Origin of the sequence: Streptomyces sp. NPDC006711, assembly GCF_042869775.1 — a bacterium.
GTDB lineage: Bacteria > Actinomycetota > Actinomycetes > Streptomycetales > Streptomycetaceae > Streptomyces.
In genome coordinates this window covers 44,379-70,085 of the sequence record NZ_JBIAGO010000005.1, presented here as the reverse complement: position 1 = coordinate 70,085, position 25,707 = coordinate 44,379, and the positions used below count along the sequence as shown (strand labels likewise).

General features: G+C 71.7%; 24 protein-coding genes and 1 tRNA gene. 7 read left to right on the top strand and 18 right to left on the bottom strand.

Annotated features, from left to right (window positions below):
• Positions 1 to 8: 8 nt before the first annotated feature.
• On the top strand, positions 9 to 197 hold the full coding sequence (locus tag ACFYM2_RS13075) for a DUF5703 family protein (protein WP_018535088.1): 189 nt from the start codon (positions 9 to 11) through the stop codon (positions 195 to 197).
• 87 nt (positions 198 to 284) lie between these two features.
• Here ACFYM2_RS13075 and ACFYM2_RS13070 read toward each other — a convergent pair whose 3' ends face one another.
• From ACFYM2_RS13070 to ACFYM2_RS13060, 3 genes are all read right to left on the bottom strand, one after another.
• Positions 285 to 1,166, bottom strand: a complete 882-nt coding sequence (locus ACFYM2_RS13070; protein ID WP_388835921.1) for a chaplin family protein — start codon at positions 1,164 to 1,166, stop codon at positions 285 to 287.
• Positions 1,167 to 1,306: 140 nt separating this feature from the next.
• Positions 1,307 to 1,540, bottom strand: coding sequence for a chaplin (locus ACFYM2_RS13065; RefSeq protein ID WP_350229470.1), 234 nt, complete (start codon positions 1,538 to 1,540; stop codon positions 1,307 to 1,309).
• A gap of 176 nt (positions 1,541 to 1,716) precedes the next feature.
• Entirely contained in the window at positions 1,717 to 3,048 is a 1,332-nt protein-coding gene (locus ACFYM2_RS13060; protein WP_359001133.1) for a M20/M25/M40 family metallo-hydrolase, read from the bottom strand.
• A gap of 186 nt (positions 3,049 to 3,234) precedes the next feature.
• Between ACFYM2_RS13060 and ACFYM2_RS13055 the strand changes: the two genes are divergently transcribed.
• Positions 3,235 to 3,322: transfer RNA gene (locus ACFYM2_RS13055), tRNA-Leu, on the top strand.
• Positions 3,323 to 3,428: 106 nt separating this feature from the next.
• Here the strand turns inward: ACFYM2_RS13055 and ACFYM2_RS13050 are convergent.
• The 5 genes from ACFYM2_RS13050 to ACFYM2_RS13030 form a co-directional block, all read right to left on the bottom strand.
• The gene (locus ACFYM2_RS13050; RefSeq protein ID WP_388835918.1) at positions 3,429 to 3,860 is read right to left on the bottom strand and encodes a hypothetical protein; all 432 of its coding nucleotides are present in this window, start codon (positions 3,858 to 3,860) and stop codon (positions 3,429 to 3,431) included.
• Positions 3,857 to 4,153: a hypothetical protein gene (locus tag ACFYM2_RS13045; RefSeq protein ID WP_388835915.1), complete on the bottom strand. Its 297-nt coding sequence runs from the start codon at positions 4,151 to 4,153 to the stop codon at positions 3,857 to 3,859. The genes ACFYM2_RS13050 and ACFYM2_RS13045 overlap by 4 nt, the downstream gene beginning before the upstream one ends.
• 345 nt (positions 4,154 to 4,498) lie before the next feature.
• Positions 4,499 to 5,347: a helix-turn-helix domain-containing protein gene (locus tag ACFYM2_RS13040; protein ID WP_388835912.1), complete on the bottom strand. Its 849-nt coding sequence runs from the start codon at positions 5,345 to 5,347 to the stop codon at positions 4,499 to 4,501.
• Positions 5,348 to 5,374: 27 nt separating this feature from the next.
• Positions 5,375 to 5,905 (bottom strand): DUF6879 family protein, encoded by a 531-nt coding sequence (locus ACFYM2_RS13035; RefSeq protein WP_359001147.1) that lies wholly within the window; start codon positions 5,903 to 5,905, stop codon positions 5,375 to 5,377.
• Between the two features lie 280 nt (positions 5,906 to 6,185).
• Entirely contained in the window at positions 6,186 to 7,721 is a 1,536-nt protein-coding gene (locus ACFYM2_RS13030) for a beta-ketoacyl-[acyl-carrier-protein] synthase family protein (RefSeq protein WP_388835909.1), read from the bottom strand.
• A gap of 231 nt (positions 7,722 to 7,952) precedes the next feature.
• Here ACFYM2_RS13030 and ACFYM2_RS13025 point away from each other — a divergent pair, with 231 nt between their 5' ends.
• Entirely contained in the window at positions 7,953 to 8,939 is a 987-nt protein-coding gene (locus ACFYM2_RS13025; protein WP_388835906.1) for a pseudouridine synthase, read from the top strand.
• Between the two features lie 336 nt (positions 8,940 to 9,275).
• Here ACFYM2_RS13025 and ACFYM2_RS13020 read toward each other — a convergent pair whose 3' ends face one another.
• The 4 genes from ACFYM2_RS13020 to ACFYM2_RS13005 form a co-directional block, all read right to left on the bottom strand.
• Complete coding sequence (locus ACFYM2_RS13020; protein WP_359001154.1) at positions 9,276 to 9,911, bottom strand: MBL fold metallo-hydrolase; 636 nt, start codon at positions 9,909 to 9,911, stop codon at positions 9,276 to 9,278.
• Positions 9,911 to 10,996, bottom strand: coding sequence for an S-(hydroxymethyl)mycothiol dehydrogenase (locus ACFYM2_RS13015; RefSeq protein ID WP_388835903.1), 1,086 nt, complete (start codon positions 10,994 to 10,996; stop codon positions 9,911 to 9,913). The genes ACFYM2_RS13020 and ACFYM2_RS13015 overlap by 1 nt, the downstream gene beginning before the upstream one ends.
• 46 nt (positions 10,997 to 11,042) lie before the next feature.
• The gene (locus ACFYM2_RS13010; protein WP_388835900.1) at positions 11,043 to 12,686 is read right to left on the bottom strand and encodes an amidohydrolase; all 1,644 of its coding nucleotides are present in this window, start codon (positions 12,684 to 12,686) and stop codon (positions 11,043 to 11,045) included.
• Positions 12,687 to 12,899: 213 nt separating this feature from the next.
• Positions 12,900 to 14,432 (bottom strand): APC family permease, encoded by a 1,533-nt coding sequence (locus tag ACFYM2_RS13005; RefSeq protein WP_388836223.1) that lies wholly within the window; start codon positions 14,430 to 14,432, stop codon positions 12,900 to 12,902.
• A gap of 89 nt (positions 14,433 to 14,521) precedes the next feature.
• On the opposite strand from ACFYM2_RS13005, the gene ACFYM2_RS13000 reads away from it, so the two are divergent.
• A complete protein-coding gene (locus tag ACFYM2_RS13000; RefSeq protein WP_388835897.1) occupies positions 14,522 to 15,229 on the top strand; it encodes a TetR/AcrR family transcriptional regulator in 708 nt (235 codons plus the stop codon).
• Positions 15,230 to 15,380: 151 nt separating this feature from the next.
• Here ACFYM2_RS13000 and ACFYM2_RS12995 read toward each other — a convergent pair whose 3' ends face one another.
• Together ACFYM2_RS12995 and ACFYM2_RS12990 are read right to left on the bottom strand one after the other, a co-directional pair.
• The gene (locus ACFYM2_RS12995) at positions 15,381 to 16,847 is read right to left on the bottom strand and encodes an amino acid permease (RefSeq protein WP_388458942.1); all 1,467 of its coding nucleotides are present in this window, start codon (positions 16,845 to 16,847) and stop codon (positions 15,381 to 15,383) included.
• A 208-nt stretch (positions 16,848 to 17,055) separates the two neighbouring features.
• Complete coding sequence (locus ACFYM2_RS12990; protein WP_359001171.1) at positions 17,056 to 17,757, bottom strand: FCD domain-containing protein; 702 nt, start codon at positions 17,755 to 17,757, stop codon at positions 17,056 to 17,058.
• 137 nt (positions 17,758 to 17,894) lie between these two features.
• Between ACFYM2_RS12990 and ACFYM2_RS12985 the strand changes: the two genes are divergently transcribed.
• Together ACFYM2_RS12985 and ACFYM2_RS12980 are read left to right on the top strand one after the other, a co-directional pair.
• On the top strand, positions 17,895 to 18,404 hold the full coding sequence (locus tag ACFYM2_RS12985; RefSeq protein WP_359001174.1) for a gluconokinase: 510 nt from the start codon (positions 17,895 to 17,897) through the stop codon (positions 18,402 to 18,404).
• A gap of 11 nt (positions 18,405 to 18,415) precedes the next feature.
• A complete protein-coding gene (locus tag ACFYM2_RS12980) occupies positions 18,416 to 19,822 on the top strand; it encodes a gluconate:H+ symporter (RefSeq protein ID WP_388835894.1) in 1,407 nt (468 codons plus the stop codon).
• Here the strand turns inward: ACFYM2_RS12980 and ACFYM2_RS12975 are convergent.
• From ACFYM2_RS12975 to ACFYM2_RS12960, 4 genes are all read right to left on the bottom strand, one after another.
• Positions 19,808 to 20,509: a cytochrome b/b6 domain-containing protein gene (locus ACFYM2_RS12975; RefSeq protein WP_388835891.1), complete on the bottom strand. Its 702-nt coding sequence runs from the start codon at positions 20,507 to 20,509 to the stop codon at positions 19,808 to 19,810. The genes ACFYM2_RS12980 and ACFYM2_RS12975 overlap by 15 nt on opposite strands.
• A complete protein-coding gene (locus tag ACFYM2_RS12970; protein ID WP_388835888.1) occupies positions 20,448 to 21,182 on the bottom strand; it encodes a molybdopterin-dependent oxidoreductase in 735 nt (244 codons plus the stop codon). Before ACFYM2_RS12970 ends, ACFYM2_RS12975 begins: the two co-directional genes overlap by 62 nt.
• A gap of 52 nt (positions 21,183 to 21,234) precedes the next feature.
• A complete protein-coding gene (locus ACFYM2_RS12965) occupies positions 21,235 to 22,776 on the bottom strand; it encodes an APC family permease (RefSeq protein ID WP_388836220.1) in 1,542 nt (513 codons plus the stop codon).
• 177 nt (positions 22,777 to 22,953) lie between these two features.
• Positions 22,954 to 24,609: an FAD-binding dehydrogenase gene (locus tag ACFYM2_RS12960; protein ID WP_359001186.1), complete on the bottom strand. Its 1,656-nt coding sequence runs from the start codon at positions 24,607 to 24,609 to the stop codon at positions 22,954 to 22,956.
• Positions 24,610 to 24,775: 166 nt separating this feature from the next.
• Between ACFYM2_RS12960 and ACFYM2_RS12955 the strand changes: the two genes are divergently transcribed.
• Positions 24,776 to 25,672 carry a DMT family transporter gene (locus tag ACFYM2_RS12955; protein WP_350229489.1) on the top strand — a complete coding sequence of 299 codons (897 nt, stop codon included), beginning with the start codon at positions 24,776 to 24,778 and terminating at the stop codon, positions 25,670 to 25,672.
• Positions 25,673 to 25,707 lie beyond the last annotated feature (35 nt).

The window sequence follows — 25,707 nt, the reverse complement described above, 5'->3', positions numbered from 1 at the left end:
TAGATGCGATGCCGGAATACGAATTTGTCGACGTGTACGTGCCGCGCGGGGTGTCCCGCAAGGAAGCGACGCGTCTGCTGACCGACCATGCCGAGTACGGACACTGGGAGTTGGACCGACTGAGTCTGCGTCGCGACGGAAGCCGCCGAGTGCGGCTGCGCAGGCGGATCATCCGTCAGGTGCGTGCCACGTGGTGACGTGGGCACGCACGGGGTGACGCCGGAGCGGGCCCCGCGTGTGCGGGGCCCGCTCCGTCCGATCCGCCGCGTGGCGCGGCCGTGGTGCTAGCGCGCGGCACGTCCACGGCGGTAGAGCACCGCGCCGCCGAGCAGCAGTCCCGCGGCGGCCGGGGCGGCGTAGCCCATGCCGTCCGAGCCGGTGTGCGCCAGCGCGGCCGGGGCGCCGGTGCGCGCGGTGGCGGCCACGGCGGCGGTGACCGGGGCGGCGGTGTGACCCGTGCCGACGGGCGTCGCCGGCCCGGCCGGGTGCGTGGGCGCGCCCGGCTGGTGCGCGATGGGGCCCACCGGGTGCTGCGGCACACCGGGGTGGCCGGGGTGGCCCGGCTGACCGGGGTGCCGCGGAACGCCGGGGTGGCCCGGCTGTCCCGGCGTGCACGGCGGCTGGTGCTGCCCCGGGTGCCCGGGGTGGTGGGGCCGGCCCGGGTGCTGCGGCTGGCCCGGGTGACCCGGGTGCTGCGGGTGACCGGGGTGCTGCGGGTGACCCGGGTGCTGCGGGTGGCCGTTTTCGCCGTTCACGCAGTCGTTGCCGAACACCGGGTTGCCGACGCCCACCACGTTCACACTGTTCCCGCACACGGTGACGGGGACGTCGATGGGCGCCTGGATGGTGTTGCCCGAGCCGACGCCGGGCGAGCCACTGGTGTGACCCTTCGCGCCCGCTCCGACGCCGCCCCGGTGCCGACCGCCCGTGTTGGCGCAGTGGTTGGCGAACGCCGGGTTGAGCGCGCCGATCACGGTGACGGTGTTGCCGCAGGCGTTGACCGGCACGTGCACCGGCACCTGGACTGCGTTGCCGGACAGCACGCCCGGCGAGTTCGACGCACTGCCCTGAGCCCCCGAGTCGGCGTGCGCCGCGCCGCTGCCCAGGGCGATGACGCCGCTCGCGGCCGCCATAGTGATCAGTGACGTGCGGGTGACCTGTCGCATGGATTCGTTCCCCTGCCCTCTGCCTTGCGGAAAACCCGGTCGCGCCGTCGCGCCCGGGGTGGAACGCCCGGCGGCCCCGGAGTGCATGGCGCGCACTCCGGGGCCGCCCGGCTCAGACCCTCACGGGTAGAGGCACAACGTCACTTGTTGACGCAGGTGTTGCCGAAGGCGGGGTTCAGCAGGCCGATCACGGACACCGTGTTGCCGCACACGTTCACCGGCACGTGAACGGGGACCTGGAGGACATTGCCGGACGCGACGCCCGGGGAGTTCACGGCGGCACCCTGCGCGCCCGCGTCGGCAGCGGCAATGCCCGCACCCGCGAGAACCAGAGAACCGGTGACAGCCGCAGCAGCGACGACCTTCTTGATCATAATTTCCTCCTTGTTGGCAAAGGTGCGATCCCAGCCGCGGACCGCACACCCTGTAACGAGGGGGAAGTTATGGAGCTACGAGCATATGAGCACATTCACTCTTCTCAGTCCGATACGTACGCTCAGACGATTAACGGAGCGGGCCCCGCCTCAGGACGCGTCAGCAGGGCCCCACGTCAGGACGCGTCGATGAACCGGTCCAGGACGCGTACGCCGAACTTCAGGCCGTCCACCGGCACCCGCTCGTCCACGCCGTGGAACATGCCCGCGAAGTCCAGCTCCGGCGGCAGCTTCAGCGGCGCGAAGCCGAAGCCCCGGATGCCGAGGTCGTCGAAGGACTTGGCGTCGGTGCCGGCCGAGAGCATGTACGGCACGGCGCGCGCGATCGGGTCCTCGGCCTGGAGCGCGGTCTGCATGGCGTCGACCAGGGCCCCGTCGAAGGTGGTCTCCAGGGCCTTGTCCGCGTGGACGTCCTCCCGCTTGACGCGCGGGCCGAGGATCCGGTCGAGGTCGGCCAGGAACTCCTCCTCGTACCCCGGCAGGAAGCGCCCGTCTACGTGGGCGGTGGCCTGCCCGGGGATGACGTTGACCTTGTAACCGGCGCCCAGCTGGGTGGGGTTGGCGGTGTTCTGGAGGGAGGCGCCGATGAGCTTGGCGATGCCGCCGAGCTTGGCGAGCGTGGCGTCCATGTTCTCGGGGTCGAGCTCGGTGCCCAGCGCGTCGGAGAGCTCGTCGAGGAAGTGGCGCAGCGTCTTGGTCACCCGCACCGGGAACTTGTGCCGGCCAAGTCGCGCCACCGCCTCGGACAGCTCGGTGATGGCGTTGTCCTTGTGGATCATCGAGCCGTGTCCGGCGGTGCCGTCCACGGTCAGTTTCATCCAGTGCATGCCCTTCTGGGCCGTCTCGACCAGATAGAGCCGCAGCTTCTCGTTGACGGTGAAGGAGAAGCCGCCGACCTCGCTGATGGCCTCGGTGACGCCCTCGAAGAGTTCGGGGTGCTTGTCCACGAGGAAGCGCGCCCCGTAGGTGCCGCCGGCCTCCTCGTCGGCGAGGAAGGCGAGGACGATGTCGCGCGGGGGCTTGCGCCCGCTGCGCAGCCGGTCGCGCACGACCGCCAGGGTCATCGCGTCCATGTCCTTCATGTCGACGGCGCCCCGGCCCCAGACACAGCCGTCGACGATCTCGCCGCCGAACGGGTCGTGGGTCCAGTCGTCGGCGTTGGCGGGCACGACGTCGGTGTGGCCGTGGATGAGCAGCGCGGGCCGCGAGGGGTCCTCGCCCGCGATCCGGGCGACGGTGGAGGCGCGGCCCTTGTGCGACTCGAAGATCTTCGGCTCCAGGCCGACCTCTGCGAGCTTTTCCGCGACGTACTCCGCGGCCGCGCGCTCACCCGGCCCCGAGTGGTCGCCGTAGTTGCTGGTGTCGATCCTGATCAGATCGCGACAGAGGCCGACGACCTCGTCCTCGCCGGTCCCGCCGCCGGTCCGGGTCGTGCTCGATTCGCTCACGCTGCTTCCTCCCACTGTCGCTCCGTGTCGTCCTCCCCATCCTGCCCCCGCGCCCCCTAGGCACCCAAGGGCGGCCCGTCCCCGACATCCGGAGTTCACGCAGGCCAAGAGGGTGATCGAGCACCCCCGGATGTTTGCTATTGTTTTCCACGTCGGAACGGGCACGGCCCGCGAGACAGACACCTTGTCCGGGTGGCGGAATGGCAGACGCGCTAGCTTGAGGTGCTAGTGCCCTTTATCGGGCGTGGGGGTTCAAGTCCCCCCTCGGACACCAGCGAGAACCCCAGTTGATCTGGGGTTTTCTGCGTTTCTGGGGTGCGTCGTGACCAACCACGTGCCCAACAGGCCAGATGGTCCGTTCCGGGAGCGAGGCAACCGGGCTACGCCCCGTAGCGCGAAGAACGCTCGGCCACCTGGTCAGGGCTGAGCCCGTCCACGGTCAGGTTGCCTGTCCACAGGTGGTCCCGGTTGGCACAGGTGGACTCGAAGCGGACGCGCTTCCCGCCGGGCTCCAGCTGCCAGCCCTGGTGCTGAAATTGGGCGATGCGGTCGCTGCCGCAGACGAACGCCCTGGTCGCCTGGATCAGGATCCACTGGGCGAGTTCGGCGTCTTTGGCGGCGGGCCTTCCGCAGGTGCGGGCCATCTGCCAGAGCCGGGGCCATGCGACGCCGGGGCTCAAGGGACCGATCACAGCCACGTCCCCGATCCGTCGTTCGTCGAGATGGTGGGTGGCGTAACCGAAGACCGTGCCGAACATCGCCCACACCGTGACCCGACTTCGTCCGGCCAGGCGCTCGTCATTGCCGCTCATCCTTGGAACCCTTGGCTGTGGCGGTCCGGGCGCCTCAGCCACGCCGGGCCGCTTCCGTTCAGTGAGAGTGGATCAGCAGCCGTCGCCGCAGCACGCGGGCGGGTCCTGACGCGGTCCACCACGGAACCGATCAGCGGGCGGGTGCGGACGGTCGCCTTGGGCTCGTGCCCGAGGAAGAAGCCGAACTGTTCGTCGCACCACGCGGCGTACGCCTGGGTGTGGAGCACGAACGAGTGCCATCCGGGGTTCACAGCGTCGGACGGGGTCATGTCGAACGCGCGGGCGTCGCCCATGACCGGGGTCCGGCTACGCGGCGGGCGGGGGCGGGGAGCATCCCCGGGTCAGTGGCGGTCCCGTGCATCCGCAGCAGGATGTTGCAGTCAGCGATCGTGCTGCTGTCCCGCTCCATCACGGCGGCCTTCCGGAGCCGGGCCAGCCGCGCGCACTCGGGACAACCGGCCACCGGCCGGGGTGCGGGACGCTCCTTCCGTGCGGGCAGCGTCACCGGCTCTTCCTGCCACCGCGTGGGTTCCGTCTCCATTACGCCGCGCCCTTCCGATCGTTTCCGAGGTGGATGGAATGACCCTGGGAAGCGGGGAACGGAGTCGGCCACGGTCTTGCACAACCTTGCACGCGAACTAGCCGAGGGACGTGATCGCGTCCGAGACCAGAGCCCGGGCGGGCGCACCATGGACAGCGAGCTTGAACAGCTCGGAGAACGCCTTGCCGTACGTGGCAACCTCACTGGGCGCCGTGACGTTCACCGCGGCCGTAAGGAGCTCCACGCTCGCTTGGCGGCCATCGAAGAGATAGAAGGCCTCCAAGGGCCACACAAGCCGCTGGGCCGTGAAGGGGATTACCCCCAGGCTCACATTCGGAAGTGCCATGACAGCCAACAGGTAGCCCAGCTGTCCAGCCATGACGGCAGCGTCGCCAATGCGAGAGCGAAGCACCGTTTCTTCCAACAGCAGAGCGAAGCGGTGGTTGCCGTCATGGAGCACGCGTGAGCGCTCGATTCGAGATGCCGCCGCGGTCTGCGAGTCGTCAGGGGTGCCCTGAAACGCGGCGATGGTCGACAGCAGAGCTGCCGCGTACGCCTCGGTCTGGAGCATGCCCGGCACCACGTTGGAGCAGTACACGCGGAACTGGCGGGTCTGCTCGTAGAGAAGGACAATCTCTTCCTGCGCCCGGCGCATGCCGTGCCGGTGCAGCTTCTGCCAGTGAACGTACATCTGGTCGGCTTGGCGGTTCGCCGCGATCAGGTCGTCGGTCTGGTCCTCTGCTCCGCACGCTTTGCACCAGGCGCGGATGTCGGCGGCCGATGCGGGGGTTTTGGCCCGCTCGATGCGGGACGACTTCGCGGGACTCCAGCCGCACCGAAGAGCCAACTCATGCCCGGTCAGCTCCGCGTCTTTGCGTAGGCCCCCGAGGCGGACGGCGATGGCCTCGCGGGCGGCCTGGGCGCTGGACGAGGGGGACGCGGACATGAGTGGGCTCTTCGTCTTCCGTAAAGGTCAGACCGTGTATTTCTCGTGCGGGATGCCGCGCTCCCAGACTGCCTCGAACGCAGCCGAAGCCAGCCGTGCCACAGCGGGCTCGGAGCGAACCTCCCACCCGGGCTCGGACCAGTTCCCCTCACCGGAGAAGTGGTTGAAGAGCACGGTCTCTCCGTCGAACACCCAGCAGTCGTTTCCGGGAAGCGCGATGTCCGAAGCCTGCCGCCTGGGCAGCCAGCGAACCTGCTCCCCGGCGTGAAGGTTGACCACGGTGCCGGCGTGCTCGTACCGGATGTAGTCCGTTACCGGTTCCGATACGACGCGGGCACGGCGGACCGTCACACCTCGGGCCACGGTGTTGCGAATCACATCAACCCACGGCGCCCAGTAGGCCGACGCCGGGTCAATGTCGCGCCGGCCCGTGCGGTTCCAGGTTTCGAAGTCCTCGGCCTCATCACCCACGCCGTACGAGTCGCGCAGCTCCAGGTGCACAGCCGAGTGCTTGGCTGCGGCCAGCAGCTCGTTAAAGCCCGGCTCGTTCTGCGACATCGCACGCCTTCCTGAGCAGCGGCACCACACGGGCCGGAACGCGAATCACGGCTTCGTGCGGCGGGATGCCCGGAGCGTGCCCGGAAACGTCGAACGCCGCACACTTGCACGCGTTTTGTTCTGAGGGCGTGGCAACGTCAAGGTTGGCGAGCGCGTGCACGGCCGGCAGGACGCCCGCTCTGGGAGCGCGTCCTTTGGGCGGACCGGAGCCGGTCGGTGTACGGGTTCGGCTCGGCGGGCCGGGGCGCAGGCGGCCGTACGCGGGGCGGCGCCCCGAGGGTCACAGCCTTCGCAAAGCCAGCACCGCGTTGTGGCCGCCGAAGCCGAACGAATTGCTGAGGACCAGGTTGCCGCAGGGTGGGAGGGGGCGAGGGGCGCCACGGACGATGTCCAGGCCCAGGCCCTCCTCGGGGTCGTCGCAGCCGACCGTCGGCGGGATCAGGCCGTCGCGCAGGGTCAACACCGCCGCGATCGCCTCCACCGCGCCCGCGCCCCCCTGAAGATGCCCCAGGGCGCCCTTGTTCGCGGTGACGGGGACGTCCCGGATCTGGTGGCCGAAGAGCCGGCCGAGCGCCAGCGCCTCCGTGCGGTCGCCCTCGATCGTCGCCGTGGCGTGGGCGTTGATGTGGGCGACGTCGGCGAGGGTGGCGCCCGCGTCCGCGAGTGCGCGGCGCAGCGCGGCCTCGACGCCCCGGCCCTCGGGCTGCGGCGCCGCCATGTGGTACGCGTCCGCGGACAGCCCCCAGCCGGCCGCCTCGCAGTAGACGTGGGCGCCGCGCGCGCGGGCGTGCTCCTCGGCCTCCAGGATGACGACGCCCGCGCCCTCCCCCAGGACGAATCCGTCGCGGGCGTCGTCGAACGGCCTTGAGGCGTGCTCGGGTTGGTCGTTGCGCGTCGACACGGCCCGCATCGCGGCGAAGGCCGCAAGGATCTCCGGGGTGATCACCGCCTCGGTGCCGCCCGCGACGACGAGGTCGAGCCGTCCGTCCCGCACCGCGTCGATGGCCTGCCCGATCGCTTCCGTGCCGGACGCGCACGCGGACACGAAGGTACGGGACTGGCCCCGGATGTCCAGGTCCTTGGATATCTGGGCGGCCGAAGCGGACGGCACGATCATGGGGGTGGTGTGCGGGGAGACCGCCCGGGGCCCGCGCGCGTCCAGGGCGAGCCGGTTCTCGACCAGGACGGGCGCGCCGCCGATGATCGTGCCCATCGACACCCCGGTATGTTCCGGTCGCAGCCCCGACGCGACGGTTCCCGCGGGGTCGAGCCCCGCGTCGCGCCAGGCCTCGCGGGCGGCGAGCAGCGCGAACTGGGCGGATCTGTTCATCCGCCGGGCCACCGCCCTCGGCAGCAGCTCGGCGGGGTCGGCGGCGGACCGGGCCGCCAGGCGCACCGGCAGTCCGTCGAACCCCGGCCCCCGCATCACCGACACCCCGCAGCGGCCGTCGAGCAGCCCCTGCCACAGTCCCGGCGCGTCACCGCCGAGCGGGCTGAGGGCGCCGAGGCCGGTCACCACCACCCGTCTGCCCCGGGATGCCGCCCAGGGTGCGGGGCCGGGCAGCCCTTCGGGGTCGACCCGCGTCCTGCGGACGACTTGGCGTTCGTAGCGCGGCAGTACGCGTTCCACGCCGGATCCGCCGGATCCGCCGGTCAGCGGACGCAGCCGCAGTCTGGTCCTGGTCTCGGTGGCGGGCGCCGTGCTCACCACGACGAGCCAGGGGCCCTCCGGGTCCGTCGCGATGACGTCGCCGGGCACCAGTTCACTCGTGGTGAGCAGATAGCAGGCGCCGCCCATGACCGACTCTTCGCTCATCGTGGACCCAAGCCTTACGTTCTTGACGTGCCCTGCATGCCCCGCATGCCCTTACAGGAACTATTCCGGCATTCCGGCGTAAACCCTGTAGGCAGCATGCCTCTTCGGCGGGCGGAAGGCAGTGCGGGGCGTACGCGGGGGATGCGCCGGGCCAGCGCGCGGCCCGTGCGCAACCCGTGCTGACCTGGGCTTCTCTTGCTTCTGGCGGGCCCCGTGGGGTTCTCTGGTTCCGTGAGACGCAGATCCAGGACCCCGGCCGCACCGCTCGCCCAGCGCGACGGCATCGATCCGGTGCGTGTGCGGCTGCCCGCCGATCCGGATGGCGCCTGGGCGACGGTCGGTGATCATCTGATGGGCCGGTTCGCCGGGGCCATCGGCGCGGACCGGGTGGCCTCGATGCTGCGCGAGGGACGGTTCGTGGGCGCCGATGGGGTGCTGCTCGGCACGGAGGCGTACCGGGCCGGGGCGTATGTGTGGTTCCACCGGGACTTCGCGCCGGAGACGCCGGTGCCGTTCGAGGTGAGCGTCGTCCACCGCGACGAGCGGATCGTGATCGCGGACAAGCCGCACTTCCTCGCCACCACGCCACGGGGCCGGCACATCACCGAGACCGCGCTGGCCCGGCTGCGGCGGGAGCTGGCCCTGCCCGCGCTCCAGCCCGCCCACCGGCTCGACCGGCTCACCGCGGGTCTCGCGCTCTTCGTCGTGCGGCCCGAGGACCGGGGGGCGTACCAGGGTCTGTTCAGCGGGCGCCGGGTGCGCAAGGAGTACGAAGCCGTGGCCGCGTACGAACCCGGGGTGGCGCTGCCCGTGACGGTGCGCAGCCGGATCGTGAAGGAGCGGGGGGTGATGGCGGCGCGGGAGGAGGCGGGGGAGGTCAACGCGGAGAGCCGGATCGAGCTGGTGGAGCGGCGCGGGGCGCTGGGGCGGTACCGGTTGCTGCCCGCGACGGGGCGTACCCATCAGTTGCGGGTCCATATGAATGGGCTGGGGCTGCCCATTCTGAACGATCCGGTGTATCCGGTGGTGCTGCCGGAGCGGGGGCCGGGGCCGGGTGAGTTCGAAGCGCCGCTTCAACTGCTCGCGCGGGTGCTGGAGTTCGTCGATCCGGTGGACGGGCGGGTGCGTCGCTTCGAAAGCGCGCGCCACCTCGCGGCGTGGGCCGGCCCGGGCCCGCGCCACCTCGCGGCGTGGGCCGGCCCGGGCCCATCGGCCTGATCCGGGGCTCCGCCCCGGCTTCGGAGGCCCCGCCCCTTCCCTGAACCCTCCGGGGGTGAAAGGGCCTCCTGGGGCTTGGCCCCAGACCCCCGGTCACGCCTGAAGGGCGCTCGTCCTCAATCGCCGGACAGGCTCAACATGCCCACGCGGGCCCGCGCCGGATGCTCAGGGGGCGCGGGGAACCGCGCGAGAAGCGTCCGCGCCCCGCACCCGAACGGCAGGCAGCCGGCCCCCGCGCCCCCGGCCCGCAGCGAAACCCGGGCCCGACCCCACGGCGCCCCCGGGGCACACCTACCCGGGCCGGCCCGGCGCTGATCCGGGCCCGACGCGATCGCCTCAGTGCCCCCGCGCCACCCACTCCCCCAGCGCGGGCGCCTCCGCGCCGATCGTCGTCGTGTCCCCGTGGCCCGTCCGCACCACCGTGTCCGGCGGGAGCGTCAGTACCCGCTTCCTGAGCGAGTCGATGATCGTCGGGAAGTCCGAGAAGGAGCGGCCCGTCGCACCGGGGCCGCCGGCGAACAGGGTGTCGCCCGTGAAGACCGTGCCGAGGGAGGGGGCGTACAGGCACACCGCGCCGGGCGCGTGGCCCGGGGTGTGGATGACCTCCAGGGCCGCCCCGGCGACGGGCAGACGCTGCCCGTCGCTGAGGTCGCCGTCCGGGAGCCGGTCCGGATGCGTCTGCTTCCACAGCGGAAGGTCGTCCGGGTGGAGCAGGACCGGCGCACCCGTCGCCTCCGCCAGCGCGGGCGCGGCGTCGATGTGGTCGTTGTGGGCGTGCGTGCAGACGATCGCCCGCAGCGTGCGCCCGCCCAGCGCCGCCAGGATCGCGTCGGCGTCGTGCGCCGCGTCGATGACGACGGCCTCCTCGTCGTCCCCGACGATCCACACGTTGTTGTCGACGTCCCACGTACCGCCGTCGAGAGCGAACGTGCCGGACGTGACCAAATGATCGATACGTGCGCGAACGCTCATCAGAACTCCACCACCGATCGCAGGACATCGCCTTCGTGCATACGCTCAAAGGCCTTCTCGACCTCGTCGAGCGCGATCGTCTCGGTGACGAACGCTCCGAGATCGATCCGGCCCTGCTGGTGCAGATCGATCAGCATCGGGAAGTCGCGGGACGGCAGGCAGTCGCCGTACCAGGAGGACTTCAGGGCGCCGCCCCGGCCGAAGACGTCAAGGAGCGGGAGCTCCAGGGTCATCTCCGGGGTGGGCACGCCGACCAGGACGACCGTGCCGGCCAAGTCGCGGGCGTAGAACGCCTGCTTGTACGTCTCGGGGCGGCCCACCGCCTCGATGACGACGTCCGCGCCGTTGCCCCCGGTCAGCTCGCGGACCGTCTCGACGACGTCCTGCTCACGGGAGTTGACGGTGTGCGTGGCGCCCATCGACTTGGCGGTGGCGAGCTTGCGGTCGTCGATGTCGATGGCGATGATCCGCGCCGCCCCCGCCAGCCTCGCGCCCACGATCGCCGCGTCGCCCACGCCGCCACAGCCGATGACGGCGACCGAGTCGCCCCGGCCCACGTTGCCGGTGTTGATGGCGGCGCCGATGCCCGCCATCACCCCGCAGCCGAGCAGCCCCGCCACGGCCGGCGAGACCGCCGGGTCGACCTTGGTGCACTGGCCGGCCGCCACCAGCGTCTTCTCGGCGAACGCCCCGATGCCGAGGGCCGGCGAGAGCTCGGTGCCGTCAAGGAGCGTCATCTTCTGCCGCGCGTTGTGCGTGTTGAAGCAGTACTGCGGCCGGCCCCGCAGGCAGGCCCGGCAACTGCCGCACACCGCGCGCCAGTTGAGAATCACGAAGTCGCCGGGCGCGACGTCGGTGACGCCCTCGCCCACCGACTCCACGATCCCGGACGCCTCGTGGCCAAGCAGGAACGGGAAGTCGTCGTTGATGCCGCCCTGCTTGTAGTGCAGATCGGTGTGGCAGACGCCGCAGGCCTGGATCTTCACCACCGCCTCGCCGGGGCCCGGGTCGGGCACCACGATGGTCTCCACCCGTACGGGCTGGTTCTTGCCCGGTGCGATGACCCCTTGGACCTGCTGCGCCATGCCGCCACTCCCTCTACCCTGCCGTCGGACGTATCAGGAATACACCCTATGAGGAGACCTGGTGCACGCGACGGCCTCCCACGTAGGTCGCGAGCACCCGGGTGTCGCCGATCTCCTCGGGCGGCCCCGCGTACGGGTCGCGGTCGAGCACCGCGAGGTCGGCGAGGGCGCCCGCCCGGATGGAGCCCGTGTCGTCGAGGTGGTTCACGTACGCGGTGCCCGAGGTGTACGCGGCGAACGCGGCGGTCAGGGTGATCCGCTGCGCCGGCAGGAACACCGGGCCCTTCTCGCCGGGCGCGATCCGGTTCACCGCCGTGTGGATGCCCTGCATCGGGTCGGGGCTGCTGACCGGCCAGTCCGAGCCGGCCGCCACGGTCGCCCCGGCGCACAGGAGCGCCGCGAACGGATACTGCCACCCGGCCCGCTCCTCGCCGATGAAGGGGATGGTCAGCTCGTCCATCTGGGGTTCGTGGGAGGCCCACAGGGGCTGGATGTTGGCGGTGGCGCCCAGCGCGCGGAAGCGGGCGATGTCGTCGGGGTGGACGATCTGGAGGTGGGCGAGGTGCGGGCGGGTGTCGGTCCACCCGTTCTTCTCGCGGGCCGCGGCCACCGCGTCAAGGGCGTCGCGCACAGCGCGGTCACCGAGCGCGTGGAAGTGCGCCTGGAAGCCCAGCGCGTCCAGCTCCGTCACATGGGAACGCAGTCGCTCCGGGTCCACGAAACTGGTGCCGGTGTTGGCGGTGGCGCACCCACAGGCGTCGAGGTAGGGGCCGAGCAGCGCCGCCGTGCCGGTCTCGGCGACGCCGTCCAGCATGATCTTGACCGATCCGGCGCGGAAGCGTCCATGGCTCAACTCCCGGCGCTTCTCGACCAGTTCGGGGATCTGCTCGGCGCCGCGCTCGCGGTCCCACCACAGGGCGCCGACGACCCGCGCGGTGAGCGAGCCGTCGCGGGCGGCGCTCCCGTAGGCGTCGGCCGGGTCGTCCATCGAGCCGAAGGTGCCGACGATCGCGTCCTGCCAGGCGGTGATCCCGTACGCGTGGAGGTGGGCCTGGGCGCGCAGCAGCGCCGCGAGGCGTTCGGCGGGGGTGGAGCGGGGGGTGAGCCGGCCGACCAGGTCCATGGCGCCTTCCTGGAGCAGCCCGGTCGGCTCGCCCGCCGCGTCGCGCTCGATGCGGCCGTCGGCGGGGTCGGGTGTGTCCCGGGTGATCCCGGCGAGCGTGAGGGCCGTGGTGTTGACCCAGGCGCCGTGGTGGTCCCGGTTGGGGAGGTAGACGGGGCGGTCCGGCACGACGCGGTCGAGGAGGTCGCGGGTCGGGCTGCCGCCCTCGAAGGCCTCCATGGACCAGCCCCCGCCGGTGATCCACTCCTGCTCGGGGTGGGTGTCGGCGTAGGCCCGTACCGCCGCGAGGGTGTCGGCCGCCGTACGCGTGCCCGTGAGGTCGCAGCGCGCCAGCTCGATGCCCGCCGATACCGGGTGGACATGGGCGTCCTGGAAGCCCGGGATCAGCAACTTGCCGTGGAGGTCGACGACTTCGGTCCTGGGGCCGATCAGTTCGCGCACCTCGTCGTGGCCGACGGCGGTAACGCGGCCCGCGGTGACGGCGACGGAGGTGGCACGGGTACGGGCGGCGTCCAGGGTGAGGACCGGACCGCCGGTGAAGACGAGGTCGGCGGGGTCGTGGCGCATGCGAGATCCGTTTCTGTGCGGGGAGACAGGAGACAGGGAGGGAGGTGCGGTTCTGTGTGTGGGGCAGGTCCCCAGGGGTGGCAGGGAGCAGGCGCGGTTCTGTTGGGGAGGCCGGGGGAACGTGCGGTTCTCTGCGGGAGACAGGGCGAGGAAGGCCGGCGCGCGTGGGCCACACGGTTCGGGGTGCGGTGCCCGGCCATCCTCGCGGACGGCTCAGACGGCCTCGGATGCGGCGCCCAGCTGCGGCGCCGGCCCGGCCTCGGTGACGGACAGGCCGGTGACGAAGTACGGGGACTTCCGCACCCATTTCGCCCAGGCCCCCACGGCGAACCCGCTCAGGAGCATCGCCGCCGGGCAGGCCAGCATGAACCAGCCGTTGTCGGGGCTGACTTCGAAGTGGTCGGCCGAGGTGTAGAAGGTCCAGGCGAGGTAGCCGCCGAGGCCGAGCAGGAAGAGCGCGCTGAGCACCGGGATCACCACGGCCCGTACGGCCTCGCCCGGGCCCGTCCTCAGGGCGCCCCGGAAGCGGCCGGCCGCGGCCAGGGCGGTCAGCGCGTAGTACAGGGACACCACGATCCCGATGGCGTTGACCGAGGCCAGGATCAGATCGCCGATCTTGGGGATGACCAGCGAGAGCACGGCGATGGCCGCCGCGACGGCGCCGACGGCGAGGGTGCCGGCGACCGGGGTCCCGTACCGGGGGCTGACCTTGAGCCAGAGCGGACCCAGCGTCCGGTCGCGGCTCATCGCGAACATGCCGCGCACGGTGGGGATGACGCCGGACTGGAGGGACGCGGTCGCCGAGAAGACCAGGGCGACCAGCGGAAGGGCCGCGAGCGGCTGGGCGGCGAGGCGGTCACCGAAGAAGGTGAGCCCCTGGGCGCCGTGGCCCACCAACTCGTCCTGGCTGAGCACCCGTTGGAAGGCGAAGGAGCCGAGCAGGAACAGGCCGAGCATGGTGAACAGGGTGATGAGGCCCGCCTTCGAGGCGTCCTCGGGGTCGCGTATCTCCTCGTTCACGCTGAAGGTCGACTCGAAGCCCCAGTAGCAGAACACGGAGAGCAGCAGCCCTTGGGCGAGTGCCTGGCCGGAGGGGATGGTGAAGGGGTTCAGCCAGTCGAGCCTGAAGGGGTGCGGGCCCCGGATCAGTCCGTAGCCGCAGAAGCCGAGCAGCACCGCGTACTCGAAGACCAGGAGCCACTTCTGGAGGGTGGCGGCCGAGCGGGTGCCGACGACGGCGGTGAAGGTGACGGCGACCAGGACGAGGATGCCGATCGCGGTGGACTGGGCCGTGGAGTCCGGGTCGAGGCGCAGGCCGAAGGGGGTGCGCAGGCCCGTTTCGCCGGCCAGTTGGAGCAGCGCGGAGCCGGTCACGGCGGTGGTGTAGGCGAGGAAGACGACGGTGGAGACGATGCCGATCCAGCCGGTCAGAAAGCCCAGCCACGGGCTGAGCGAGCGGCCCACCCACACATAGCCGCTGCCCATGTTGGGCTCGACCTTGTTGAGCCGGGTGTACGCGCTCGCGATGCCCAGGATCGGGACGAACGCGAGCAGCATGACGATCGGCAGGTGGGAGCCCACGGCGCCGGCGGTGACGCCGAGGCCGATGCCGATGCTGGTGGTGGCCGCCGTGGAGGACGCGGCGATGGCGACGCCGTCCAGGAGGCCGAGGCTCTTGCGCAGAACGGGTGGGTCGCTGCCGTAGGGAGTGCGCACGCGGGGGCTCCTTCGCCGAGGGGCGCTCATCGGCCCCGATGGCGGCACATCGAACTCCTCGCGGCCCGATTGCGTCAACGCTGTTGTCATAAGGGCGCCCGGTTCGTAGGGTGCGGCGCATGAGCGAGCGAGTGGTGGCGGACGGCGAGCGGCGCCGCCGCCGGCCCACCAAGCGGGGCACGGTCTTGTCGGAGGCCCTGATCGTCGAGACGGCGCTGCGCCTGATCGGGGAGCACGGCGCGGCGGCGCTGACCGTGCGCAGGCTCGGCACGGCGCTCGGCGCGGATCCGAGCGCGCTCTACCGGTACTTCCGGGACACCGACGACCTGCTGCTCGCGGTGGCGGACGAACTGATCGGGCGCACGCTACGCGTGTGGCGGCCGTCCGGCGACTGGCGGGCGGACCTGCGCTCGCTCGGCCTGCGCATCCACGCCGACTACCAGGCGCATCCCCGGGCGGCGGTGCTCACCTGCACGCGGGTGACCGGGCGCGCGCACGAGATGCGGTCGGTGGAGACCATCCTCAAGATCCTTCGCGGGGCCGGGTTCCCGGACGCCGAGGCGGTGCGGATCTACCACGTGTTCGTGGACCAGACGCTGGCGTTCGCGGCGCTCGACGCGACCGTGCTCACGCTGTCCGAGCAGTCCCGTGAGCTGGAGGAGCGGACCTGGCGGGAGCGGTACGCGGCGCTCGGCGCGGACACCCATCCGCATGTGGCCGCCACGGCGCCGGTCCTGGTGGCGGAGATGGGCCGCAGCGCCTATCCGGCCGCCCTGGAGATGATGCTCGCCGCGGCCGCGGCCCGGCTGCGGCACGTGGGGGCGTGAGCCCGGCGTGGACTCGGGCGCGGGTCGGGCGCCGACCGGGCGTGGATCGGGCGCCGACCCGGTGTGGATCGGGCGCGGACCGGACGCGCGAGAGGGCGGCACCCCGTGGTCGGGGTACCGCCCCCTCAAAAGGAGCCGGGACTCGGTGAGGCTACGCCTTGGGCTTGTCCGCGGCGAGCACGCCGACGCGCTTGCGCACCACGTACCAGCCGCCGACGAGCAGCGCCGCGATGATCGGCAGGCAGTAGATCGTGGTGCGGCCCACTCCCCCGCCGTACCACATCAAGAACGCCACGGCCGCGAGGAAGACCAGCGTCACGATCTGGGTGTAGGGCGCCCAGGGCAGCTTGTAGGAGGGGCGCTGAAGGCGGCCCTCCTGGGCGCGGCGCCAGAACAGCAGCGAGCAGATCATGATCATCGCCCAGGTGCCGAGGATGCCGATGGAGGCGAAGTTGAGCACGATCTCGAAGGCGTCGTCGGGCACGAAGCCGTTGAGGGCGACGCCGAGGACACCGAAGAACGCCGTGAACAGGACGCCGCCGTAGGGGACCTTGCCCTTGTTCATCACGCCGACGAACTTGGGCGCGGAGCCCGCGAGCGACATCGAGCGCAGGATCCGGCCGGTGGAGTACAGGCCGGAGTTCAGGCTGGAGAGCGCCGCGGTGAGGACCACGAGGTTCATCACGCCGGCCGCACCCGGCACGCCGACCTTGTCGAGGACGGTGACGAACGGGCTCTGGTTCTCGGAGTACTCGGTGTACGGAAGCAGCAGCGCGAGCAGCACCACGGAGCCGACGTAGAAGATGCCGACGCGCCACATGATCGAGTTGATCGCCTTGGGCAGGACCTTCTGCGGGTTCTCCGTCTCGCCGGCGGCGACGCCGCACAGCTCCACCGAGGCGTACGCGAAGACGACGCCCTGGATGACCAGCAGCATGGGCAGCATGCCCATCGGGAAGATGCCGCCGTGGCTGGTGATGTTGGCGAAGCCGGGCGTGGAGCCGTCGACGTCGTGCTGGGTCACCACGAGGTAGATGCCGACCAGCATGAAGGCCACGAGCGCGACGACCTTGATGATCGCGAACCAGAACTCCATCTCGCCGAAGTACTTCACCGAGATCAGGTTGGCGGTGAGCACGACGGCGAGCGCGACGAGCGCGCAGACCCACTGCGGGACGCTGCTGAACATGGCCCAGAAGTGGGCGTAGGTCGCGGCCGCGGTGATGTCGGCGACGGCGGTGGTGGACCAGTTCAGGAAGTACAGCCAGCCCGCCGTGTAGGCGCCCTTCTCGCCCATGAACTCACGGGCGTAGGAGACGAAGGCGCCCGAGGAGGGGCGGTAGAGCACGAGCTCACCGAGGGCCCGTACGACGAAGAAGGCGAAGACGCCGCAGACCGCGTAGGCGATGGCGAGCGAGGGGCCCGCGCCCGCCATCCGGCCGCCGGCACCGAGGAAGAGGCCGGTGCCTATCGCGCCGCCGATGGCGATCATGTTGATGTGGCGGGACTTGAGGTCCTTGCTGTAACCGGCGTCACCGGCGTCGATGTGGGGGGTGCCCGTGCTCGCCCCCGCGGGGGCACTCTGGGGCTCGGCCGCAGGCATGGTGCGGTCACTCATGGAGTAGTTCGCCTTTGTGAGGGGTCATGCGGTCGTGCGGGACCGGTTCGCGTCGGTGATGCAGATCGTCACCCTGGCACGGGCCGGCGGCCCATACTCCCCGCTGTCGGCACAGTTTGGCAGTGTCCAATGTCACGTACGGGCAGATTTGAGATGTTTCTGAGGTAACCGAAAGGTATCCGGTGCGTGTTTTTGTTGCTCAGGGTACCTAGGGCGCGAGGACGTCGAGTTCCTGGAGGGCGCCCACCGCGATCTCCCGGGTCAGCCGCTCCGCCTCCGCCGCGTCTCGTGCGCGCACCGCCTCGGCCACCCGCACGTGCAAAGTGACGGCCGCCGGATCGGGGTCGGGGAACATCACGCGGTGGTGGGTGCGGCCGGTCAGGACCTCCGCCACCACGTCGCCGAGCCGGGCGAACATCTCGTTGCCCGAGGCGTTGAGCACGATCCGGTGGAAGGCGACGTCGTGCACGAGGTACGCCTCCAGCCGGCGCCCGCGCGAGGTGGCCACCATGCCGAGGGCCTGCGCGGTGAGGTCGGCGCACTGCTCGGGGGTGGCGTGCAGGGCGGCGAGCCCGGCGGCCGCCGGCTCCACCGCGGAGCGCAGCACGGTCAGGGAGCGCAGCTGGCGCGGGCGGTCGGCGCCGGCCAGGCGCCACCGGATGACCTGCGGGTCATAGACGTTCCACCGCTCGGGCGGCTGTACGGTCACGCCGACCCGGCGCCGGGACTCGACCAGATACATGGATTCCAGGACCCGGACCACCTCGCGGACCACGGTGCGCGAGACGTCGAAGCGCTGGGCCAGCTCATCGGTGCGCAGCACGCTGCCGGGCGCGTAGTCACCTGCGGTGATCGCCAGGCCGAGGCGTTCGAGCACATGCGGGTGAAGGCCCCGGGCCCCAGTCGTCATGCGCCAAGCCTACGGGGGCGCAAGGAGGCTTCAAAAGTATGACTTTTACATCACGACCTCTTGAATATGTCGTACCTAATGGGTTTGAGTGTGCGCGACGGACATCGATGTCGATGAGGACAGCGAGGCACCACCGCATGAACTCCCCCCTGACCATCGTGGTGATGGGCGTCGCCGGGACCGGCAAGACCACCATCGGACCGCTGGTGGCGGCACGGCTCGGCGTCCCCTACGCCGAGGGCGACGACTTCCACCCCGAGGCCAACGTCGCCAAGATGTCCGCGGGCATCCCGCTCGACGACGCCGACCGCCTGCCCTGGCTCGACGCGATCGGCGCGTGGGCGCACGGCCGCGCCGGACTCGGCGGCGTCGTCAGCAGCTCCGCGCTCAAGCGGAGCTACCGCGACCGGCTGCGGGCGGCCGCCCCGGGGATCGTCTTCCTGCACCTGACCGGCGACCGCGCGCTCATCGAGCGGCGGATGGCCGAGCGCAGGGGCCACTTCATGCCGGCCGCGCTGCTCGACTCGCAGTTCGCCACCCTCCAGCCGCTCGGCGCCGACGAGGCGGGCGTCGCCGTCGACGTCAGCGGCACCCCCGAGGACATCGCGGAGCGCGCCGCCACCGCGCTGCGAACGCTCACCATCTAAGGATTTCCACCGTGACCAGACTCAGCGTCGAGTTCCTGGCAGCGGACGCCACGCAACCGATCACTTCGGCCGGCCACACCCAGCTGGGCATCGCCGTACTCGCGGGCATCGCCGTCATCGTCCTGCTCATCACCCGGTTCAAACTGCACGCCTTCTTGGCCCTGACCATCGGCTCCCTCGCGCTCGGCGCCTTCGCGGGCGCGCCGCTCGACAAGGCCATCGCCAGCTTCAGCGCCGGGCTCGGCAGCACCGTCGCGGGGGTCGGCGTACTCATCGCGCTCGGTGCGATCCTGGGCCGCCTGCTCGCCGACTCCGGCGGCGCGGACCAGATCGTGGACACCATCTTGGCCAAGGCCGGCAAGTCCGGCGGACGGGCCATGCCCTGGGCGATGGTGGCCATCGCCGCGATCATCGGGCTTCCGCTGTTCTTCGAGGTCGGCATCGTGCTGCTGATCCCCGTGGTGCTTCTCGTCGCCAAGCGCGGCAACTACTCCCTGATGCGGATCGGCATCCCCGCGCTGGCCGGGCTCTCCGTGATGCACGGCCTCATCCCGCCGCACCCCGGGCCGCTGGTCGCCGTCGACGCGATCGGCGCCAACCTGGGCATCACCCTCGCCCTCGGCGTCGTGGTCGCCGTCCCGACGGTGATCATCGCGGGGCCGGTGTTCTCGAAGTACGCCGCCCGCTGGGTCGACATCCCGGCCCCCGACAAGATGATCCCGGCCAGGCCCTCCGAGGACCTGGACAAGCGGCCCGGCTTCGGCGCGACGCTGGCCACCGTGCTGCTCCCGGTCGCCCTGATGCTGGCCAAGGCGCTGGTCGACATCGTCGTCGACGACCCCAAGGACCATGTGCAGCGCGTCGCCGACGTCGTCGGCTCGCCGCTGATCGCGCTGCTCGCGGCCGTCCTGGTAGCCCTCTTCACCCTTGGCCGGGCCGCCGGGTTCACCAAGGAGCGGATCTCGACGACCGTCGAGAAGTCCCTCGCGCCGATCGCGGGCATCCTGCTGATCGTGGGCGCGGGCGGCGGTTTCAAGCAGACCCTGATCGACGTGGGCGTCGGCCACATGATCCTGGACCTCTCCAAGGACTGGGCGATCCCCTCCCTTCTCCTTGCCTGGCTGATCGCGGTGGCGATCCGGCTCGCGACGGGCTCCGCGACGGTGGCCACCATCTCCGCCGCGGGTCTGGTGGCACCGCTCGCCGCCGACATGTCCAGCGCGCACACGGCGCTGCTCGTGCTCGCCGTCGGCGCCGGCTCGCTCTTCTTCAGCCACGTCAACGACGCCGGGTTCTGGCTGGTGAAGGAGTACTTCGGGATGGACGTCGGCCAGACGGTCAAGACCTGGTCGCTGATGGAGACGATCATCTCGGTGGTGGCGCTCGGCTTCGTGCTCCTGCTGTCACTGGTGATCTAGGCGCGCGCTTTCCGCGGCGTCGTCGGACTCCGACTCCGGCTCCCACAAGGGGTGTTCGCGCGTCGCCCACGTCCGCTCGACCGACCCGGTGCGCATGCCACGGCGTGCCTCCGGGTCGCCGAGCGCCATCCACACATGGCCGGCGACGACGATGCCGATGGCCAGCGACAGCCAGTCGTGCACGAACGTGGAGCCCGTACGCACCTCGATGGGCGCGAGGTGGGTGAACCACATCAGCACCCCGGTGCCCAGCATCACCAGCGCGGCGCCCGCGATCCAGCCCGCGTACAGCTTCTGCCCCGCGTTGAACTTCCCGGCGGGGCGCGGCGCGTGGAGCCGGCGCAGCGCGCTGCGCAGCCAGGTCCGGTCGTAGGGGTGGAAGCGGTTGAGCCGGCCGAGCTCCGCGCGGAACGCCCGTGAGGCGAGCCCGACGAGAGCCGGCGCCGGCAGCAGCACCCCGCAGATCTCATGCACCCGCACGACCAGTTCGCGGCGTCCGACGGCCTCGGCGAACTGCGGGACGTAGAGGATCGCCGCAGTGACCACACAGGCCCCCATCAGCCAGGCCGTCACACGGTGCACCCAGCGCACACCGGGCGTGAACCTCCTTACGGCGCTGGGGAGTTCAGGGGGCGGTGGGGGTGTCGTCGCGTCCGTTGGACCGGCCGACCCAGGCGTCGGTGTCATAGCCTCGCTCCTCCCAGTAACCCCGCTCGGCCTTCTCCGTCACCGTGATCCCGGAGAGCCACTTCGCCGACTTGTAGAAGTACATCGGCGCCACATACAGACGGACCGGGCCGCCGTGGACGTGGCTGACCGGCTTGTCCTGCATGCTCAGGGCGACCAGAACGTCGTCGCGGCGCGCCTGTTCGAGGGTGAGGCTTTCGCTGTAGGCCCCGTCGAAGCAGGTGAAGCGGACCGCGCCGGCACCGGGACGTACGCCCGCCGCGTCCAGGAGGCGCGAGAGCTGGACGCCCGCGAAGGGGGTGCCGGGCACCCGCCAGCCGGTCACGCACTGCACGTCGCGCACCAGACGGGTCTGCGGCAGCGCGCGCAGGGCGTCGAGGGTGTAGGTCGTGGGTCTGGTGACCATGCCGTCGATGGTGAGGCGGTAGTCGGCGGCGCTCTTGGTGGGGACCGATGAGGTCACCGAGTAGTAGCGGAAGCCGCCGCCGTTGGGCAGCAGGCTGGTGAGGCCGGTGGGGTCCTTGTCGGCGGCGGCGCCGAGGAAGGATTCGAGTCCGCCCTGGACGTAGCGGGCGGAGGCGACGCCGGCCACGCCGAGCCCGAGCATGCCGAGCACGAGTCTGCGGCCGATGGGGGTGCCCCGTGGTGGCGACGGGGTTGGTTCTGGTGTCACCCCCTGATTCGAACACCCGGGGGCGGGTCGTGCCAGGGTTCCGGTCCGCACGTCACCGTTCCGTCAGAATTCCGGCGGGCGGTTCAGGGGCCGGCGCGCCGCACGGGGCCGGACGCTCCGCCTCCCCGCCCCGGCCGATCCGGGCGTGCGTCCCGGGTCTCCTCGCCCGCAGCACGAACCCGTGGAGCAGCCCGCCCGCCCACGCGAGGACGAGGATCCCGGGCAGCAGCCGCGCCACCGCGTCGCCCGGGCCCACACCGATCAGCACCGGGAACTGTTTGACGGTGTACGCGGCGACTCCGAGCAGGGCGATGCCCGCGACGCCCGCCGCGAGAAGCCGCCACCACTGGGCGGCGGCCGCGCCGTGGCGCGCGAAGAAGACGATCACCGCGAGCGAGGTGGTGGCCAGGAGCAGGACCACGCCGAGGGCGCCCGTCGTGCTCGCCCAGGTGAACAGGTGCGTGACCGGTGCCGTCGCGTCGCCGGGCGGTCCCTGGTCGGTCAGCGCGAAAGCGGCGACGAGAGCCACCGAGAGCACGGTCTGGAGCAGTGAGCCGGTGGCCGGGGCGCCGCCCGCCGTGGTGCGCCCCACAGCGGCGGGCAGCAGTCCCTCGCGGCCCATGGCGAAGGCGTACCGGGACACGACCTGGTGGAAGCTGAGCAGCGCCGCGAACACGCCGGTCACGAACACGACGTGGAGTGCGTCGGTGAACGTGCCGCCGAGGTTCTTGTCGGCGAGGGCGAACAGCAGCCCCATGCCCTGTTTCTGCGCGGAGTCGGCGACATCGCGCGGGCCCGAGGCGAGGGTCAGCGCCCAGGAACTGAGCGCGAACAGCGCCGTCACACAGCCGATGGCGAGCAGGACGACGCGCTTGACCACGACGCCGGCGCGGCGGGTCTCCTCGGCGTACACCGGGGCCTGCTCGAAGCCGGTGAACGCGGCGGCGCAGAAACACAGCGCGATCCCGACGCCGCCCCTGGCCAGCAGGTGTGGGTTGAAGGCGTGCGGCGAGATCCGGCCTTCGGCCGGATGTGCGAGGGCCGCGACGTCGAAGACGAGGACGAGCGCGACCTCGGCGGCCAGGAGCACGCCGAGCACCGTGGCACCGAGGGCGATCCCCCGCCGGGCCAGGGCGCCGACCAGGGCCGCCGCGAGCAGCGCGGGCACCCACCAGTCGATGGTCACCCGCAGATGGGCGGCGAGAAGCCCCGAGACCTCGGCTCCGAACAGGCCATAGAGGCCGGATTGGAGCGCGCTGTAGGCGGTGAGCGCCCCCCAGGAGGCGGCGGCGCCCGCGGTCGGTCCGAGTCCGCGCGCGACGCAGGCGTAGAGCGCGCCGGCGTGGCGCACCTGGCGGCTCACGCCGGCGTACCCGACGCCGAACAGGGCGAGCACACCGCCCATGACCACGAAGAGGAGCGGCTGGCCGACGACGCCCGTCGCGGCGAACGCGGTCGGCATCACCCCGGCCACGACGACCAGGGGCGCGCTCGCGGCGAGGACCGAGGCCAGCACGCCCGCCCCGCCGAGCCGCCCGCCCCTCAGCGCCCGGCCCTGCCCGTCGTACGTGGTGCTCTCGGCCTCGCTCGGCATGCGGGATGACTGCCCTTTCGGTGAACGCGCGTCCAGCTCAAGGGAGTTGGCGCGGTCGTGACCGTAGAACGCGCGCGTGAACACGAAAGGGACGCCGCCCCAATGCGCGCTTGCCGTGCGGGGGCCACCGCATGATCGACTTCTCGTGGCCGCGCGGCCCGGCGCTGCCGCAGGCCGCTACGACACCGCGCGGGCCGCCGCCCGCCCCGCCGCGCGGCCCGAGAAGAGGCACCCGCCCAGGAAGGTGCCTTCGAGGGAGCGGTAGCCGTGGACGCCTCCGCCGCCGAAGCCCGCCGCCTCGCCCGCCGCGTACACGCCCGGCAGGGGGTCGCCGCCGGGGGTGAGGACGCGGGAGGACAGGTCGGTCTCCAGGCCACCGAGCGACTTGCGGGTCAGGATGTGGAGCTTGACCGCGATCAGCGGGCCGGCCGCGGGGTCCAGGAGGCGGTGCGGGGGCGCGGTGCGGATGAGTTTGTCGCCGAGGTAGCGGCGCGCGCCCCGGATGGCGGTGACCTGGAGGTCCTTGGTGAAGGGGTTGGCGATCTCGCGGTCGCGGGCCCGGATCTCGCGGCGCAGGGCGCTCTCGTCGATCAACGGCTCCTTGGTGAGCGCGTTCATGCCGCGCACCAGGGACGCGAGGTCCCTCTCGACGACGAAGTCCGCGCCGTGGTCCATGAACGCCTTGACCGGGCCCGGCACCTCCGCCCTGGCCCGCCCGATGACCCCGCGCACCGACATGCCGGTCAGGTCGGGGTTCTGCTCGGAGCCGGAGAGGGCGAACTCCTTGCCGATGATCTTCTGGTCGAGCACGAACCACGTGTAGTCGTACCCGGTCCGCATGATGTGGTCGAGCGTGCCGAGCGTGTCGAAGCCGGGGAAGAGCGGCACCGGCAGGCGGCTGCCGCGCGCGTCCAGCCAGAGCGAGGAGGGTCCGGGCAGGATGCGTATGCCGTGCCGGGCCCAGATCGGGTTCCAGTTCTGGATGCCCTCGGTGTAGTGCCACATGCGGTCGCCGTTGATGTGGTGGGCGCCGGCCTGTTCGGTGATGCCGAGCATGAGGCCGTCCACATGGGCGGGCACCCCGCAGAGCATGTGCTCGGGCGGGGTGCCGAGCCGCGGGGGCCACTGGGCGCGGACGAGATCGTGGTTGCCGCCGATGCCGCCGCTGGTCACGATCACGGCCTGCGCCTTAAGCTCGAAGGCACCGGTGACGGTCCGGGTGGACGCGGTTCCGCGCGCGGCGCCCGACGGCTCCAGGACCTCGCCGGTCACCGTGTCGATGACGCCGGCCGTGCGGCCGAGCCCCGTCACCCGGTGGCGGAACGCGAACCGAACAAGCCCCCGGGCGGCGCCCTCCCGCACCCTCCGCTCGAACGGGGCGACGATGCCGGGCCCGGTGCCCCAGGTGATGTGGAAGCGGGGAACGGAGTTGCCATGCCCGGTGGCGTCGTAGCCGCCCCGTTCGGCCCAGCCCACCACGGGGAAGAACCGCACGCCCCCGGCCCGCAGCCACGCCCGTTTCTCGCCGGCCGCGAAGTCGACATAGGCCTCGGCCCACGCACGCGGCCAGCGGTCCTCGGCCCGGTCGAAGCCGGCCGTGCCGTACCAGTCCTGGAGCGCGAGCGCCCGGCTGTCCTTGATCCGCATGCGGCGCTGCTCGGGCGAGTCCACGAGGAAGAGCCCGCCGAAGGACCAGTGCGCCTGGCCACCGATGGACTGTTCGGGCTCCTGGTCGAGCAGGATCACCTTCCTGCCCGCGTCCACCAGCTCCGCCGTGGCCACCAGGCCCGCGAGCCCCGCCCCGACCACGATCACATCGGCGTCGTACGCCATCGGCCGCTCACTCCGCTCGTCCGCCACGTTACCCGTGGGTCAGATCTTCGGGCGGCACCCACCCGGCGTCAACCGCCCGGCTGCGGGCACCCGGCAGGCAGCCGCCTCCCCGGGGCGCTATCGTCGGCCAAGGCAGCGCCCCCCGGCCGTACTTGAGGTGTACGTCGTGTCGGTCCTGGTCCTCGTCCTCGCCGTGAGCGCAGCGTGTTGTCTGGGCTCGGGCTTCGTGTTGCAGCAGAACGCGGCGCAGCACGCCCCGCTGAGCGACTTCCTGTCCCCGAGGCTGCTGCTCGACCTGGTGCGGATGCCGCGCTGGCTGGCCGGGATAGGCCTGATGGTGGCGGGCATGGCTCTCAGCGCCCTCGCGCTCGGCTGGGGCGAGGTGTCCCTGGTCGAACCGCTGGTGGCGACCAACTTGTTCTTCGCCATGTGGCTGTCCAGACTCCAGACCCACCAACCGCTGGGCCGCCAGGGCTGGGCGGGTCTCGCGCTGCTCGCGGGCGGGGTCACCGCGTTCATCGTGGCGGGCCAGCCCCAGGGTGGCGTCGCGGTCGCGGGGGCGCTGCGGCACTGGCTGATCGTGGGCCTGGTGGTCGGCATCGCCCTGCTGCTCGCCGCGCTCGCCAAGCACGCCCGGCTCAGCGTGGCGGCCCCGGTCCTGCTGGCCGTCGCGGCGGGCATGCTCTACGGACTCCAGGACGCGCTGACCCGGATCAGCGGCCAGCGCCTGTCGCGCGGCGGCTGGCCCGAGCTGATGGCGAGCTGGCAGCCGTACGCGGTGATCGCGCTCGGGGTGAGCGGACTCGTCCTCGTGCAGAGCGCCTTCGAGACGGCCCCGCTGCGCATGTCGCTGCCCGCCCTCACGGCGGCCCAGCCGCTCGCGGGGATCGCCTGCGCGGTCGGCTTCCTCGGCGACCGGCTGCGGACCGACACCGGAGCGCTGGCCTGGGAGGCCGCCGGGCTCGCGGCGATCGTCGCGGGCATCGTGCTGCTCGGGCTGCATCCCGCGATGCCGTCGGGCAGCGCGTCCCAGGAGGAGGCCCGCGACCTCCAGCCGCACTGAACGGCCCCGAGCGCGACGAAGGCGGGGCTGCGGGC